Below are 15,010 nucleotides of genomic sequence, written 5' to 3' on the forward strand. Positions count from 1 at the left end.
TTGTACTGGTCTACTTTTCCTTCTTGAGAAACGATCAAAGCTTTACCTCCCAATAGTTCATCAGCCATATTAATCGCCGCTCCCATGTAACCTCCTGGATTGCCTTGAAGGTCAATGACCAATTTTTTCATCCCTTTTACTTTCAGGTCATAAAGAGCTTCTTTGAACTCATCATAGGTAGTAGCAGCAAATCGGGTTACTTTGATATAGCCAATTTCATCGTTAACCATATAAGATGCATTGATGCTATATTGAGGGATCTTATCACGCGTAATTTTATATTCGATAAGGTCCTTTTGGTTTTTCCGCTTCATGTCCACCACTACAACGGAACCTTTCGGTCCACGTAGTTTTTCAAAGACATCTCTATTAGTAACTCCGACACCAGCCATCGTTTCTCCATCTACTCTGATGATTTGGTCGCCAGATTGAATACCTAGAGCTTCGGAAGGTCCACCAGTCAAGGGTGCCACCACATATATGGTATCTCGTATGATTCCAAACTCTACTCCAATTCCATCAAACTCTCCGTCAAGTTGTGATTGAACAATTGAAGCGTCTTTTGCAGGAATATAGCTGGTATGTGGATCCAAATGTTCCAACATTTTATTGATCCCATAATCTATTAATTCATTGGAATTGACACTGTCTACATAATCTCTGTTGACGTAAGTCATTATTTCCTGAAGCTTATAAAGTGCAGCCCTTAGGTCATTTTGATTTCCTTTTGGCTCAGCAAAAGTTGCCCCGATCCATATTCCAGCTGAAATGGCTAATGCCAAAATTATTGGAAGTCTGATTTGGGATTTAGTGTTTTTCGTCTCGCTCACGGCTTTCTCTTTCAGTTGGTTATATTTCTTTATTGTTAAGGTAAATTACCCATTTCCCCCCTCATTTCGAAGCGTCTTTTGATAAAGGTTACAAATGTTTATACGAGGGAAGTATATAATGGCTCAATTTATTCCCCTTTTTTCTGTTAAAAAAAATTATTTTTGCAACATGCAAACAGAAGACGATTTCGAAAAGGCTCTGATAGGAGATTTAGTTTCTGAAAACTATGTCTTCGCATCTGTGCTACATTATTTCGGAATTAGCTTTTATCAGTACCCAGACAGAAGTCGCTGGAAGTGGTTTGCAAAAAGCACAAGGTGCATTCCAGTCAGCTGATTACAGAATTGGAATCTTGGGCGCAGCGCAAGGAGCCAACTACCGAAGAACTTTACTTGAACCCCATCGAAGTTTTAGTGGCTTATCTGAAGAAAAAGCACTACTATTTCGTACGACAAGAATTACCTTTTCTTTCTAATATAATCTCTGGGATAGTTCCTGAGCCACAATTTACCGCTTTGATGGCAGATCTTAGGATTATGTTCCCACTTTTTGTGGAGGATTTTATACATCATATCCATGAGGAGGAAAACAGGCTTTTCAAAAGAATCGAATTGCTTCAGGATATTGAGGAAAATCGATTTTCGTTACAAGATGCCATCACTATTTTAGAGAGAGATCCGGTACATATGCTTGCCGACCAGCATGAAATTCACGATGACGAGATGGAGGGGATTCGAAAATTGACCGCTGATTATTCCTTAGCTCCGGAGGCTCCGCTCACCATGAAGGTTCTTTACCACGAATTACAGAATTTGGAACAAGAACTTAGGATCCATGCAAAAATTGAAGACGAACTTCTTTTCCCTAAGGCGGTTGAACTAGAAAGAGAAGCTTTGCGCCAAATCAAGAAGAAAACTAGAAAAAACTAATGCCCAGAATACTCGCAATTGATCTGGGAACCAAAAGAACCGGCCTGGCTGTTACCGATACTTTAAAAATGTTGGCTAATCCGCTCGAAACTATTGAAACTTCCACATTGCTCGATTACCTCAAAAGGTATTGCCAAAAAGAAGAGGTTGATACATTAGTTTTAGGCTATCCAACACGATTGAATGGTGAGCACAACGAAATGACCCCGAAAGTAATTACTATGAAGGACAGGCTTTCAAAGGCATTTCCCGATAAAAAAATAGAACTCGTCGATGAGCGGTTCACTTCTAAGATGGCCATGCAAAGTATGATCACCATGGGAAGTAAAAAGAAAGACAGAAAAGAAAAGGCAAACCTGGACAAGGTAAGTGCGGCGATTATTCTACAATCCTATTTAGAGAGACAATGATTTACCCAATAGTTGCTTACGGTAACCCAATTCTTAAGAAAGAAGCAGAGGAAATTACCGAGGGGACCGAGCTCGATGAGCTGATCAAAAATATGTTTGCTACGATGGACAACGCCAATGGTGTAGGTCTCGCAGCACCTCAAATCAATCAGGGAATTAGTCTATTTGTGATTGACAGTACCTTAATGCTAGATGAGGATGATGAAGAAGTCGGGATTCGTCGTGCATTTATCAATCCTATTATTTTGGATGAATATGGGGATGATTACAGCTTCGAAGAAGGCTGCTTGAGTATTCCCGAGGTTCGTGCGGAGATTACTCGCCCTGAGACCTTGACTATCGAGTATTACGATGAGAATTGGAATCTGAAAGAAGAAGAATTTACAGGAATGACCGCTCGCGTAATCCAACATGAATATGATCACCTAGAAGGAGTCCTTTTTATAGATTACCTAAAGGGTCTGAAAAAACGCTTGGTGAAATCCAAATTGATCGACGTCAGCAAAGGAAAGATATCCACTGATTACCGTATGATATATCCTCTCAGATGATAAAATCCCCACAATTCAACATAGCACTGGTACAGACAAAGCTTTATTGGAAAGATAAGGTGGCCAATCTGGCGATGCTGGAAGAGAAAATGTGGGAGATTGATAATGGCGTGGATTTGATTATCCTGCCTGAAATGTTCCCGACAGGATTTAGTATGGATGCTGCTGAGTTGGCTGAGCCCATGAACCTGAATATCTGCAAGTGGATGCGGCAGATGGCTTCGCAAAAGAGTGCCACAATCGCCGGAAGTGCGATCATCCAAGTGGATGGGGAATATTACAACCGCTTGCTTTGGGTGAGTCCTGACGGAATGATTCAGCATTACGATAAGCGTCATCTTTTTCGGATGGCTGATGAAGATCAATCTTTTTCAGCAGGAGATAGGTTGCCGATTTTTGAGTTGAATGGCTGGAAAATATGCCCACAGGTTTGTTATGATTTACGATTTCCTATTTGGTCTAGGAATAGAATGATTGATGGGAAGCTGGCGTACGATCTGATTTTTTATGTAGCGTCTTGGCCTGCGGCCCGAGTTTCCGCTTGGGATGCACTTTTGCCCGCCAGGCTATTGAGAATCTAGCTTATTCTATTGGTGTTAATCGGGTAGCAGAAGATGGCAATGGGATAATGTACAATGGGCATTCTGCTGCCTATGATTTCAAGGGAAATTCGCTTGAGTTTCTGGGAGAGGAGGAGAAAATCAGCATAATCACCTTAGATAGAGAAGCTTTAGATTCCTACCGGGAGAAGTTTCCGGCTTGGATGGATTCCGATAATTTTTCAATCCAATAAGTTAACCCGTTAAGGATTCTTACTTTACGTAAGTGGAATTTGAAACAAGGATATTTTCCGTATTTTAGCCCCAATATTTTAAGACCCTGTTTCCTCTTTTTTCCAATCCAACTACAGTTTGAAATGGAGCTGACCTAACAAAGGTCAATTGAAGGCTCAGGGTATAACATGTCTTTTTAGAATTCTTAAAACCATGAGTAACCAAACTCCAAAAATCCTTTATACGCTAACTGACGAAGCTCCGGCTTTGGCTACGTATTCCCTATTACCAATTGTAGAAGCATTCACTAAGTCCGCAGGTGTATCTGTGGAAACGCGTGATATTTCGCTTTCCGGTAGAATTATTTCCAATTTCTCTGAGTTTTTGAGTCCTGAGCAGCAGCTTCCAGATACCTTGGCTGAGCTAGGTGACATCGCAAAAACTCCTGAAGCTAACATTGTAAAGCTTCCAAATATATCTGCTTCTGTTCCTCAGCTCAAAGCTGCAATCAAGGAACTTCAGGCGCAGGGATACGCTCTTCCTGATTATCCTGAAGAGCCAAAAACTGATGCGGAAAAGACCATCAAAGGCAAATACGATAAAATCAAAGGTTCTGCTGTGAACCCTGTTCTCCGTGAAGGTAACTCTGACCGTAGAGCTCCACAGGCGGTGAAAGCTTATGCTAGAAAGCATCCGCACTCCATGGGTAAATGGTCTGCAGATTCCAAGTCTCATGTGGATAGCATGACCGAAGGTGATTTTTATGGAAGTGAAAAGTCTCACACCATGGCTGATGAAGCGGTTGTTTCTATTGAGCTTCATGGTGCTGACGGACAAAAAGAAATTCTTAAATCTGGGTTGAAAATTCAGGCTGGGGAAGTGATCGATGCTTCAACGATGAGTATTTCAGCGTTGACAGCATTTCTTAGAAAAGCGAAAGCTGAAGCAAAGCAGCAAGGTGTCCTATTCTCCATACACATGAAAGCAACGATGATGAAGGTGTCAGATCCTATCATCTTTGGTCATGCGGTGAAGGTATTTTTTGAGCCAGTTTTTGCGAAGCATATCGCTACTTTCAACGAGGTGGGAATCGATGTGAATAATGGATTTGGAGATTTGATTTCCAATCTTGATAAACTTTCCATTCCTAAAAGAACGGAAGTTGAAGCGGATATCGCAGCTTGCCTTGCTGATAGTCCAGACTTGGCTATGGTAAATTCTGACAAAGGAATCACCAACCTACACGTACCTAGTGATGTGATTATCGATGCCTCTATGCCTGCGATGATTAGAACTTCTGGTCAGATGTGGAATAAGGCTGGTAAGCTTCAGGATACCAAGGCTGTCATTCCAGATAGATCATATGCAGGAGTTTACGAAGCAACAATCAACTTCTGCAAGGCCCATGGAGCATTTGATCCTTCTACGATGGGCTCTGTGCCTAACGTAGGTTTGATGGCTCAAAAAGCTGAAGAGTACGGTTCCCATGATAAAACTTTCGAGATTCCTTACGCTGGAACTGTAAAAGTATTGGATCAAAATGGCGTAGAAATCTTCTCTCACGATGTGGAAGCTGGAGATATCTGGAGAATGTGCCAAACAAAAGACGCTCCGATTCAGGATTGGGTTAAATTAGCTGTGACGAGAGCTAGACTATCTGATACTCCTGCCATCTTCTGGTTGGATCCAAATAGAGCTCATGATGCGGAACTGATCAAAAAAGTAAATAAATATTTATTAGATCACGATCAGACTGGATTGGAGATTTCTATTCTTTCTCCTGTAGAGGCGACAAACCTTTCCTTGGCTAGAATTAAAGAAGGTATGGATACGATCTCGGTGACTGGAAATGTGTTGAGAGATTACCTTACAGATTTGTTCCCGATTTTGGAATTGGGTACTTCTGCTAAAATGCTTTCAATCGTTCCATTGATGAATGGAGGAGGATTGTTTGAAACTGGAGCTGGTGGATCTGCACCTAAGCACGTAGAGCAATTTGTGACTGAAGGTCATTTGCGTTGGGATTCCCTTGGTGAATTCCTTGCACTGGCGGTTTCCCTAGAGCATTTGGGACAAACATTCCATAATGACAAAGCTTTATTACTGGCAGAAACGCTAGATCAGGCAACTGGCAAATGGTTGGAAAACGATAAATCTCCAGCTAGAGTAGTCGGTAAATTGGATAACCGAGGAAGTCATTTCTACTTGGCTCTATACTGGGCGCAGGCACTTGCTGCGCAAAACAAAGACGCTGAGTTGAAGGCTAAATTCACTACACTTGCGACAGCTTTGGAAGCAAATGAGCAAGTGATCGTACATGAGCTGAATAGTTCCCAAGGTACTCCGCTGAATATCGGTGGATACTTCAGACCAGATGCAGCATTGGCTTCTCAGGCGATGAGACCAAGCGCAACCCTGAACGAAGTGATAGTATCCTTGGTTTAATACAACTTTAAAAATACAGGAAGCCATCTGAGAAATCGGATGGCTTTTTTTACTTATAGTGAGATTGTAAGATGTCTGTCTGTTGTTTTTTTAAACCCGAAATCAAAACTCCGAAATCCGAAATCGCCTATTCTTCCTCAAAACTCACATTATTCGCTCGCATAAATTCCTTAATCACCGAAACGTGAATGCATTCACCCAGATGGATAAATGCGTAATCATTCACCTTTTTTGCTTTGCCATGGGCAATAATTGCTTTTTCCTCGATATCAAAACCCAGATGTAAATGCTTGGTTCTGCTCTGCATACCACATACTTTTCCGCTGGCATCAAATAGTGGGCCTCCACTTTGTCCTCTTAGTCCAGGCGTACTCATTTCCATTCCATAAACTTTTCCTTTTTTATCTCCGAGAAAACGAGTGAGCATTCCTTCGATCGGGAATCGGGGAGAGCGCATCGCTCCAGTGCTTGTCCACTCAAGAGATTGCTTTTGGGTGTTTAGCTGATAGTTTGAAAACTCAGGAAAAGGAAAACCAAGTCTACATAACATTGCTCCGGGATTGATTTCGGCATGATCCTTCTTGAATTTTGGAACATTGGTGAATAGCGTTTTCTCAAAACCTTCAAATTTGATCAAAAGCCAGGTCGTATTCTGGATGAATAAAAAACCTCATGTTTTTGATCTGATCCACACAGTCTACAAAGGTCACTCTCATCTCGGAAGTAGCATCAGGTTTTAAACCTAGTTTTTTGGCTAAAGCAGAACGTTGTCCCCCGCTAAGATCTTTGCCTTGCTGTAAATAGTTGTTATACTTCTGGTTGATTTGATCTGCTTGAGATAGCCACTGAGCGACATGCTTACAGGTGAGTGCATAGCCTTCCTGGTTTACAAAAAATAGCGTAGCTGCACCTCTTTCAATTTGAGTACTTCCAAAATTTCTGGAGATAGAATGAATCGCCCGAGTGTAGCCGGCAGTTTCGAGAATTGCTTTTTCAAACATTAAAAATTGCTTAAGTAAGGCTTCAAAATAGGCAAAAGCATTGTAAAACTGATTTTTTCAAAATTTTTATGGAATTATTTTTCTTCGAAATCGATTGAATACAAGAAGATTTGACGAGCCTCAACAGATAGTTTGGGCTAGCCAAATAAATGTAATAACTTAGCCATCCCTCAGGGATTTTTAGCCAAAAGTGGCATACCCGCTAAAGGGATTTTAGGAATCAAACCTATACTCAAATCAAAATAAATATGAGCAAGATTAAAGTTGGAATCAACGGATTCGGAAGAATCGGACGTTTGGCGTTCAGAGTTGCACAAGAAAGAGAAGATATCCAAGTAGTAGCGATCAACGATTTGATCGATGTAGACTACATGGCTTATATGCTTAAGTATGACTCTACTCACGGTAACTTCAAAGGTACTGTAGAGGTAAAAGACGGCGCATTGGTAGTGAATGGAAATAGCATTCGTGTTACTTCCGAAAAAAGCCCAGCAAACCTTAAGTGGGGTGAAGTAGGAGCTGATTATGTGATCGAATCAACTGGTATTTTCTTGACTAAAGAAACTGCTCAAGGTCACATCGATGCAGGTGCAAAGAAAGTAGTAATGTCTGCTCCATCTAAAGATGATACGCCGATGTTTGTAATGGGTGTAAACGAAGATTCTTACACTTCTGACATGGTATTCGTATCTAATGCTTCTTGTACTACAAACTGCTTGGCTCCAATCGCCAAAGTATTGAATGACAACTGGGGAATCGAGGAAGGTTTGATGACTACAGTTCACGCGACTACTGCTACTCAGAAAACTGTTGACGGACCTTCTGCGAAGGACTGGAGAGGTGGACGTGGCGCTGGTCAAAACATCATCCCTTCATCTACTGGAGCTGCTAAAGCGGTAGGTAAAGTAATTCCTGAGCTTAACGGTAAATTGACTGGTATGGCATTCAGAGTTCCTACTCCGGATGTTTCTGTTGTCGATTTGACAGTTAGATTGAAAAAGCCGGCTACTTACGCTGAGGTTTGTGCTAAAATGAAAGAAGTTTCTGAGACTACTATGAAAGGTGTTCTTGGTTACACTGAAGACGATGTGGTTTCTAACGATTTCCTTGGAGATCCTAGAACTTCTATTTTCGATGCAGGCGCTGGTATCCAGCTTTCTGATACGTTCTTGAAAGTGGTTTCTTGGTATGACAACGAGTGGGGTTACTCTAACAAAGTAATCGACTTGGTAAGCTTCATCGCTAGCAAATAAGGAGAAGTAATTCTCAAAATATACATGAAAGCCGATCTTAGGATCGGCTTTTTTCATTATCGAGGAAAACAAAAAATGGGGCTATATACGTTGTATTAAAAAAGCACTTCTATGATCCTTCCTTTTTTTCCATTGAAACTGGTAGTATTTCCAGGAGAAGAACTGAACCTTCACATATTTGAGCCTCGATACAAAGAGTTGATCAAAGATGTAGAGGAAGGTGGTTTGACTTTTGGGGTTTGTACTTTCATTGATCAGCTTTCCGGATATGGCACTGAAGTTAAGTTGGATGAAATTCATACTAGGTATGAAGACGGTAGAATGGATATTAAAACAATAGGTCAGCGTGTTTTTAAAATTGCAACCTTTGACAATCCTTCACCTAATAAAGGATATGCCGCAGGTGCTATCGAGTGGCTGGAAGATGATCTCAGGGTCCCGGACTTTTTGCATCATGAGTATATTTTCTACCTCAGGGAAATGCTTCATTTACTGCATTACGATGTGAGCTTTAATCCTGCAGACGTAGATTCATTTTCTTTTTCTCATAAAATCGGTCTCAAACTGGAAGAAGAATTGGAGCTAATCAAACTTCCTTCGGAAGCTGAACGAACAGAGTTTCTAATTAAGCACTTTAAGAGAATTATACCCGCTCTAAAAGCGGCTGAGCAAGCCAAAGAGAAGATCAAACAAAATGGACATTTTAAGCACCTTGATCCATTGGATTTCTAATTATTGCTTTATTTCTTGAGCACGCATCAAATCATCCGTGGCCTGCAAAATTTTGCTTTTCAGGATTGGGTTGTAGTCTGAGTTTTTATCTAAAAACCCAGAGACGATTTTAGCAGCCTCAGGCGAGGTGTATTGCCCGGCAGTAACCGATATCCATCTCTTTGGGAAAAAGATGTCTCCAGTCTTCTGAATGTCTTCCAATAAGTCCAAAGCGAGCGGAAGGTGCTTGATTGCTGAATTCTGATTCAGCGGATGGTGAATATAGCCACAAGCCGATAATACCCAGGATTCTTTTTCCCGATTGTCAGCTTCTTTAAATGATTCAAAGAAAGTGTCTCTTTCAGATTCATTTTGTGATAAAGCTGGGAGAAGAAAGTCAAAGCGGTCGAGTTTATCTGGATTGCTGATTCTCGATCGTTCTTCAATTAAAATTTCATTTGCTTTTGGATGACCATAAAGCGCTAAAGTCATTGCCAAACTGGTGAAATTATCAGGGTTGAGTTTTAGGTCTTTGATCTCAATTTCTTTCTTCCAAACTGAATACAAGCGATCCTGACCAATCGTTGAATAAGCGATCCCACTGTAAAGCGAGAAGATTGTTTTCTTCAGATTGGTACTAAGATCCTTTTGCAATTGACTCCAAAGTTGGCTTTCCAAACCTGGAAGGACTTGTGCCCGCTGATCATCATTAAGGTATTTCCAGAAAATAGCGCTGAGTTCTCCAGAAATCAATCTTGAAAGTATTTCATTTTCTTCAAGTTTAATTCCCTTGTGAAAAGTCTCAAAAGCCAACATTGGCTCGATGTTTCCTGAAAGTGTGTTCTCAAATAAGTTGATGTAGGATTGTCCGCGCATCACTTCATCCGTGAGCGAAGGGATGTTTGACAGAGAAGCCTGATCCAAAGGAAAAACCCCATAACCTAAACCATTGCTGTTGTAGAGAATAGCTGAAGGTTGTTTTGCACCTATTGCTTCTTTCAAATCCAGAGTTTCTTCCACCATAGAAACCGAAAAGGTTTTACTCCCCTCAGGGTAGAAAAAGGTAATATCAAAAAGCTGAGGCCAGATTTTGTCTGAACCATCTTCTGCGTTTTGTGTAATTACAAAAGAGCTGATTGTCCCATCTTTTGCGAGCTCGATTTTATCAGAAAGGATAGGTCTTCCGGATTGGTTTACCCAGACTTCACTCCATTGCTGAAGATCCAATTCTGTGTTTTCATCCAGAATCTCCACTAGCTCATTCCAATCAGCATTTTCATGAGCAAAGGTTTTGATGTATTTCTGAATGCCTTTCTGAAAGGCAGCTTCTCCCATAGCCGTTTCCAGCTGTCGCATCATGATCGGAGCCTTGTCATAGATAATGCTGCCATAAAGTGAGCCAGCGTCCTTCAGGTTGGCTAATTTTTGCTTAATCGGGTTGGTTCCTTTCGTACGGTCTTCTCCATAGGCAGAAGGATAATGGTTGGTAAGAAATGAAAGCTCGTGATTGATGTTAGGGTAGGTGGGATTGACAAGTTTGCCAGCCATGAAATTTGCAAAAACTTCCTTCATCCAAACATCCTCAAACCAATCCATAGTCACCAAATCACCAAACCACATGTGTGCAGTCTCATGGCCAATCAACTTTGCCCGGCTCAATAGCTCCGAGTCAGTAGCATTTCCATCCAAGAAAAGCGAGGACTCCCGGTATTGAATTGCCCCAACATGCTCCATTCCGCCATATTGAAAAATAGGAATAGTGGCAAAATCAAGCTTCTGAAATGGGAAAGGGTAGGCGGTATATGCTTCTAAGAATTCCTTTGCTTTTTGATGTAAAGTAAAGAGTTCGGGAATGCTGGCTTCAATTTTATCAGGATTCGTTTCCCGGTAAAGCATGGTTTGAGGAAAATCTGAATCTGACCTTGCCTCTTCAAATTTACCCGCCACAAAAGAAAATAGATACGTGCTCATTAAGTCAGACTTAGAAAAGCGATGAGTGACAAACTCACCATTTTCCTCAGAAGCTTTTTCTGGCGCTCCTGCCAAGACTTTCCAGTCTCTGGGAGCAGTAATCGTCAGCGAGTAGTTTGCCTTTAAATTTGGCTGATCAAAACAAGGGAAAAGCGTGCTGGCTCGGTCTGGAACTAATAGGGTATAAAGGAAGTCGTCATTTCTATTGAGCGATAGCTCGCCTGCTATAAATTTTATGGCGATAGCATTGCTTCCTTTTGTCAGTGATTCCTTAGGGATAACCAAGTGTTGGTCCCTATGATCGATCTCTGTTTCCATTCCATTTACCTCGAGAGAAAGCAGATGAGAAGATTCCTCGTTGAAATCTAAAATCAATGGATGTGAAAGATCAGTGATTTCAACTTCCAATAACAAACTAGATGGAATTGTGGCCGACTTTTCCGCAGGAATTTCAAAAGTCAAGTCGTAATGAATGTCCGATACTTGTTGTTTTCGGAATTGAGCTAACTCAGATGAGATTCCGGGGTCGTAGAAATGCTTGTCTGACACAAGTTTTTCACAGGAAGCAAACAGCAAGGCGATTCCACAAAGCAGCAAGAGGTTTTTCATGACCCAACAATCAGCATATTTCGGTGGAATCGCAAGCGTTATTGGATGAATGCAATTGTCTCTTATGGTGTGATATGCCTTGAAAAAACTGCAGACTGCTCCAAGTCTGTATTTTTTAGGTCACTGTGATTCTTTATGATTAAACCTTGCTATTTTTAAAGTGGATTTGATAACAACTTTTATATAAGTGTCTGCTCATTTTATTAGGCGAACAATGAATTATAGCTCAGTGAAACTTTTGCACCAGAACCTCTCACTCCTCATCAGTATCCCTAATCTCAGCCTTTTGTGAAATGACCCTGATTTGATCATCCAACTCGTTTGCGGAATCTAACAAGAAGTCCAGCAATTCACTTTGCTGCAATTCTTCGGATGCGGTATTTTTAATCAAGTCAACAAGCCCCATAATTCTGGCGAGTGGGGCACGGATAACATGAGATTGTAGCCATGCTATATCTCTGAATTTTTTGTTTTGTAGCTTAATAGACATCATACTTTTGACCTTTTCCGTGTTGTCTAAACAAGCCCCAATCAAACCAATTACTTTACCATTCTGATCCAATTTTTGCTTTGCCCAGGAACGGAGATATCTTTCTTCTCCATTTGGGCGGATTATCCTTTCTTCAAATTCGCTATCTTCTCCGGTTTTCAATACATGTTCAATTATCCCACGAACCATGGGACGATCATCAGGGTGGAGTAATTCAAGGTATCCCTCAAAGGTGGCTTTGAATTCATGTCTGTTCAATCCGTAGATGGAGTACAGGGCTGGTGACCAGGTCACAATATTGTGTTCAATATCCCAGTTCCAGTTGCCAAAATGTGCCAACTCCTGACTTTGAAGCATGAGCAAATTGGATTCTCTAATAATTTCTGATTTTTGTCTATTCTCTAAAATGATCTGCAACAAGGCTGTCACGCGTTCCATCACCTGGAGTTCGTCGACGGTGGGCGTTTTAGGCTCATGATAGTACATTGCTAGGGTGGCCATCACCTCGCCTTCAGTACTGATGACCGGGTTTGACCAGCAGGATTTTAATCCGTGAATTAAAGCTGCCTCCCTGTAATTAGCCCACTTAGGGTCGGTGGAAATATCGGAAACTATTACCTGCTTTTTTAAAGCAGCTGCTGAACCACATGACCCAACATTCTCACCGATCAGTTGATTCTCAATAGCCTTCATATAGTCTTCAGGTAAAGAAGGAGCAATACCGTCGTATAAATGCCCGTTTTTAATTTTCATTACCGAACAATGCATCTGCGGAAACAAAGTTTCTAATCCTTTGAGGTAACTAAGAAGAAGATCATTGAGGGAATTATCTATGTAAAGTCGAAAAACATTTTTTTCCAACTCTTCCATGGCAATTAGTCTTTGATAGTTAGTGGTCTCCTTCATTATACCACTAAGAACAGGGAGTCTGCCTTCCTCATGTGTGAAGGCGACCGAATCCTTTACCCACTTAATATTCCCATCTTCACTGATCATACGATACTCAAATGAATGAATGATGCCTGCTCGTTTCTTAAGTTACGGTATTGAAAAACTACACCAATATCGTCTGGATGTATGCGGCTTTCCCAGAAACCAGGAGATTCTGCCCATTTTTCAAGCGAAAAACCTAAAACGTGTGTCCCTTCATTTCTATTGAAGTTTATTTGCCGCATATCTATATCAGCTTCCCACACAAAGTCACCCATAGATCGCAGAAATGCATACAATTGGTCAGGGTTATTGTTCATAAGTGCTAAGGGTAAATTGGTCTTCAATAAATAAGCTACAAAATAATTTGCAGCTAGTAATAGGTAAGCAAATTGGTGGAATGGGATAATTCACCACTACCTATTTAAAATGGCTTAAATCTTAATGAAACCTACCTATTTCACCGAATATTAAACGTGAGGTATAGCTAGGATAATGTAATTGATGAAAGTTGGAGCTAAAAACTTACGAAAATAATAGGAGTATTCGGTAGGTGTGGTGTTAATTTACTGAAATTCAACTTAGTAAGTTGCTGAATTGTTTATACTTTAGGAAAAAAGGTAGTAATGCAAGCCTTAGGATAAAAAGATAGGCTAAAAATAAGAAAAGCAGACCATTTCTAGTCTGCTTTTTTGTGATCCCGCTGGGGCTCGAACCGAGGACCCATACATTAAAAGTGTATTGCTCTACCAGCTGAGCTACGGAATCGGTACTTAATAATAAAATAAAAAGCGGAACGTAATTCCGCTTTCGAGAGTGATCCTGTCAGGACTCGAACCTGAAACCTACTGCTTAGAAGGCAGTTGCTCTATCCAGTTGAGCTACAGGACCTGAATAAATAAAGTCGGGGTGGCAGGATTCGAACCTACGACCTCCACATCCCAAATGTGGCGCGATACCGGGCTACGCTACACCCCGAAACTTTCTTTTTAACTCCTTGTAAGTTAAAGCTGCGATTTTATCAAATTTCTTTGATATCATCAAGTGATCCCGCTGGGGCTCGAACCCAGGACCCATACATTAAAAGTGTATTGCTCTACCAGCTGAGCTACGGAATCATATTTCCCTGAAAATTTTCAGAAAATTTAACCACCAAATGGTGACTTAAAACCTTTCAAATTGACTTCTTGGCCTTGCTTTTTGCCAGATCATTGTCGTAATTGGACTGCAAAAATAAGGGGACAAATTTTAAATGCCAAACGTGAAATCAATCTTTCTCACAAAACTTTTGATATTTTTATCGATATCTCTACAAAGTATTCATTGTCAAGCAGATGTAATTGCGCTGGAAAAAGCAGATTCTTTGTCTAATTCCAAGAAGCTACAAGGAAGCGATGGAAATTTACGATTCTAACTTCCAATCCGGGATCGATTCACCCGCAATGTTGTTGAAAATGGCCTTCATAGCCGAAGGAATTGGTGACAACGAACGAGCTACTCTTTACCTGAGTAAATATTATGACCTAGATCCAAACCCTCAAGCCATATCTAAAATCAAAAGTCTTACTGGACAAAGTACTTTGGTTGGATATGAGGTCAGCGATGGTCAAAGGTTTATGATTTTCCTTACTGAATACCAAGATTATATCGTAGGAGTGCTAGCGGTATTTCTTGTTTTTTCAATAGTTACAAGTTGGGTGACAGGGAGGAAGTCTGATAAAACTCAAACGTTTTGGCCAACGATCTTACTTATCATTCTGATCTTCGGTGCTAATAATTTCCTAAATGGGCCTCGGACAGGGCTTGTTACAAGTAGTCCTACCTTTATTGTCTCTAAGCCTTCAGCGGGCGGAGAATTAGTCGATATGGTGGAGCCAGGACATCGTGTGAGAATCAAATCTTCGAAGGATATCTGGTATGAAGTAGAATGGAAAGACAAACATGCCTACATCAAAAAAGAGAATGTTACGAGATTGTAATATGAAAAAAGCCTCCGATAGGAGGCTTTTTACTTTATAGCTTTTTGATCATCACATTTTTGAAGTGAACCAAGTCTCCATGGTCTTGAAGTGCTATTTTACCTTTTTTGAAAGTGCCCCAATTAGG

The 15,010-nt window shown here is 40.8% G+C and carries 15 protein-coding genes and 4 tRNA genes; 9 read left to right on the forward strand and 10 right to left on the reverse strand.

The window, feature by feature from the left end:
- A partial coding sequence (locus AC0L6R_RS08955) for a S41 family peptidase (RefSeq protein WP_473270883.1) occupies window positions 1–830 on the reverse strand: 830 nt, incomplete at its 3' end.
- Between the two features lie 318 nt (window positions 831–1,148).
- On the opposite strand from AC0L6R_RS08955, the gene AC0L6R_RS08960 reads away from it, so the two are divergent.
- The 6 genes from AC0L6R_RS08960 to AC0L6R_RS08985 all read left to right on the forward strand — a co-directional run bounded on the left by AC0L6R_RS08960 (window position 1,149) and on the right by AC0L6R_RS08985 (window position 5,939).
- Entirely contained in the window at window positions 1,149–1,760 is a 612-nt protein-coding gene (locus AC0L6R_RS08960; protein ID WP_473270884.1) for a hemerythrin HHE cation-binding protein, read from the forward strand.
- The gene (gene ruvX, locus AC0L6R_RS08965) at window positions 1,760–2,170 is read left to right on the forward strand and encodes a Holliday junction resolvase RuvX (protein ID WP_473270885.1); all 411 of its coding nucleotides are present in this window, start codon (window positions 1,760–1,762) and stop codon (window positions 2,168–2,170) included. The genes AC0L6R_RS08960 and ruvX overlap by 1 nt, the downstream gene beginning before the upstream one ends.
- The gene (def, locus tag AC0L6R_RS08970) at window positions 2,167–2,721 is read left to right on the forward strand and encodes a peptide deformylase (protein WP_473270886.1); all 555 of its coding nucleotides are present in this window, start codon (window positions 2,167–2,169) and stop codon (window positions 2,719–2,721) included. Before ruvX ends, def begins: the two co-directional genes overlap by 4 nt.
- Window positions 2,718–3,302: a nitrilase-related carbon-nitrogen hydrolase gene (locus AC0L6R_RS08975; protein ID WP_473270887.1), complete on the forward strand. Its 585-nt coding sequence runs from the start codon at window positions 2,718–2,720 to the stop codon at window positions 3,300–3,302. The genes def and AC0L6R_RS08975 overlap by 4 nt, the downstream gene beginning before the upstream one ends.
- Window positions 3,263–3,514 carry a nitrilase-related carbon-nitrogen hydrolase gene (locus AC0L6R_RS08980; RefSeq protein WP_473270888.1) on the forward strand — a complete coding sequence of 84 codons (252 nt, stop codon included), beginning with the start codon at window positions 3,263–3,265 and terminating at the stop codon, window positions 3,512–3,514. The genes AC0L6R_RS08975 and AC0L6R_RS08980 overlap by 40 nt, the downstream gene beginning before the upstream one ends.
- 193 nt (window positions 3,515–3,707) lie before the next feature.
- A complete protein-coding gene (locus AC0L6R_RS08985; protein WP_473270889.1) occupies window positions 3,708–5,939 on the forward strand; it encodes an NADP-dependent isocitrate dehydrogenase in 2,232 nt (743 codons plus the stop codon).
- 127 nt (window positions 5,940–6,066) lie between these two features.
- Here the strand turns inward: AC0L6R_RS08985 and AC0L6R_RS08990 are convergent, their stop codons facing one another.
- Together AC0L6R_RS08990 and AC0L6R_RS08995 are read right to left on the reverse strand one after the other, a co-directional pair.
- Window positions 6,067–6,576, reverse strand: a complete 510-nt coding sequence (locus AC0L6R_RS08990) for a hypothetical protein (RefSeq protein ID WP_473270890.1) — start codon at window positions 6,574–6,576, stop codon at window positions 6,067–6,069.
- The gene (locus tag AC0L6R_RS08995) at window positions 6,563–6,940 is read right to left on the reverse strand and encodes a hypothetical protein (RefSeq protein ID WP_473270891.1); all 378 of its coding nucleotides are present in this window, start codon (window positions 6,938–6,940) and stop codon (window positions 6,563–6,565) included. Before AC0L6R_RS08995 ends, AC0L6R_RS08990 begins: the two co-directional genes overlap by 14 nt.
- 248 nt (window positions 6,941–7,188) lie before the next feature.
- On the opposite strand from AC0L6R_RS08995, the gene gap reads away from it, so the two are divergent.
- Together gap and AC0L6R_RS09005 are read left to right on the forward strand one after the other, a co-directional pair.
- A complete protein-coding gene (gene gap, locus AC0L6R_RS09000) occupies window positions 7,189–8,193 on the forward strand; it encodes a type I glyceraldehyde-3-phosphate dehydrogenase (protein ID WP_339870329.1) in 1,005 nt (334 codons plus the stop codon).
- 111 nt (window positions 8,194–8,304) lie between these two features.
- The gene (locus AC0L6R_RS09005; protein WP_283411767.1) at window positions 8,305–8,925 is read left to right on the forward strand and encodes an LON peptidase substrate-binding domain-containing protein; all 621 of its coding nucleotides are present in this window, start codon (window positions 8,305–8,307) and stop codon (window positions 8,923–8,925) included.
- Here AC0L6R_RS09005 and AC0L6R_RS09010 read toward each other — a convergent pair whose 3' ends face one another.
- From AC0L6R_RS09010 to AC0L6R_RS09040, 7 genes are all read right to left on the reverse strand, one after another.
- Complete coding sequence (locus AC0L6R_RS09010; RefSeq protein ID WP_473270893.1) at window positions 8,926–11,484, reverse strand: M1 family metallopeptidase; 2,559 nt, start codon at window positions 11,482–11,484, stop codon at window positions 8,926–8,928.
- 253 nt (window positions 11,485–11,737) lie between these two features.
- Entirely contained in the window at window positions 11,738–12,970 is a 1,233-nt protein-coding gene (locus AC0L6R_RS09015) for a PAS domain-containing protein (protein ID WP_473270894.1), read from the reverse strand.
- Window positions 12,967–13,224, reverse strand: coding sequence for a hypothetical protein (locus tag AC0L6R_RS09020; RefSeq protein ID WP_473270895.1), 258 nt, complete (start codon window positions 13,222–13,224; stop codon window positions 12,967–12,969). The genes AC0L6R_RS09015 and AC0L6R_RS09020 overlap by 4 nt, the downstream gene beginning before the upstream one ends.
- A 375-nt stretch (window positions 13,225–13,599) precedes the next feature.
- A tRNA-Lys gene (locus tag AC0L6R_RS09025) sits at window positions 13,600–13,672 on the reverse strand.
- A 49-nt stretch (window positions 13,673–13,721) separates the two neighbouring features.
- Window positions 13,722–13,795, reverse strand: a tRNA-Arg gene (locus AC0L6R_RS09030).
- 13 nt (window positions 13,796–13,808) lie between these two features.
- Window positions 13,809–13,882, reverse strand: a tRNA-Pro gene (locus AC0L6R_RS09035).
- A 67-nt stretch (window positions 13,883–13,949) separates the two neighbouring features.
- Window positions 13,950–14,022: transfer RNA gene (locus AC0L6R_RS09040), tRNA-Lys, on the reverse strand.
- A 222-nt stretch (window positions 14,023–14,244) separates the two neighbouring features.
- Between AC0L6R_RS09040 and AC0L6R_RS09045 the strand changes: the two genes are divergently transcribed.
- On the forward strand, window positions 14,245–14,883 hold the full coding sequence (locus AC0L6R_RS09045; RefSeq protein WP_473270896.1) for a hypothetical protein: 639 nt from the start codon (window positions 14,245–14,247) through the stop codon (window positions 14,881–14,883).
- The last annotated feature ends 127 nt before the right edge of the window (window positions 14,884–15,010 follow it).

The organism is Algoriphagus sp. 10J20-15, assembly GCF_055809615.1.

What these genes read in the sequence shown, in the direction of transcription:
- AC0L6R_RS08985 (WP_473270889.1), top strand. Translation starts at nt 3,708, where the DNA reads ATGAGTAACCAAACTCCAAAAATCCTTTATACGCTAACTGACGAAGCT.
- ruvX (WP_473270885.1), top strand. Translation starts at nt 1,760, where the DNA reads ATGCCCAGAATACTCGCAATTGATCTGGGAACCAAAAGAACCGGCCTG.
- gap (WP_339870329.1), top strand. Translation starts at nt 7,189, where the DNA reads ATGAGCAAGATTAAAGTTGGAATCAACGGATTCGGAAGAATCGGACGT.
- AC0L6R_RS09005 (WP_283411767.1), top strand. Translation starts at nt 8,305, where the DNA reads ATGATCCTTCCTTTTTTTCCATTGAAACTGGTAGTATTTCCAGGAGAA.
- AC0L6R_RS09015 (WP_473270894.1), bottom strand. Translation starts at nt 12,970, where the DNA reads ATGATCAGTGAAGATGGGAATATTAAGTGGGTAAAGGATTCGGTCGCC.
- def (WP_473270886.1), top strand. Translation starts at nt 2,167, where the DNA reads ATGATTTACCCAATAGTTGCTTACGGTAACCCAATTCTTAAGAAAGAA.
- AC0L6R_RS09010 (WP_473270893.1), bottom strand. Translation starts at nt 11,484, where the DNA reads ATGAAAAACCTCTTGCTGCTTTGTGGAATCGCCTTGCTGTTTGCTTCC.
- AC0L6R_RS08995 (WP_473270891.1), bottom strand. Translation starts at nt 6,940, where the DNA reads ATGTTTGAAAAAGCAATTCTCGAAACTGCCGGCTACACTCGGGCGATT.
- AC0L6R_RS09020 (WP_473270895.1), bottom strand. Translation starts at nt 13,224, where the DNA reads ATGAACAATAACCCTGACCAATTGTATGCATTTCTGCGATCTATGGGT.
- AC0L6R_RS08975 (WP_473270887.1), top strand. Translation starts at nt 2,718, where the DNA reads ATGATAAAATCCCCACAATTCAACATAGCACTGGTACAGACAAAGCTT.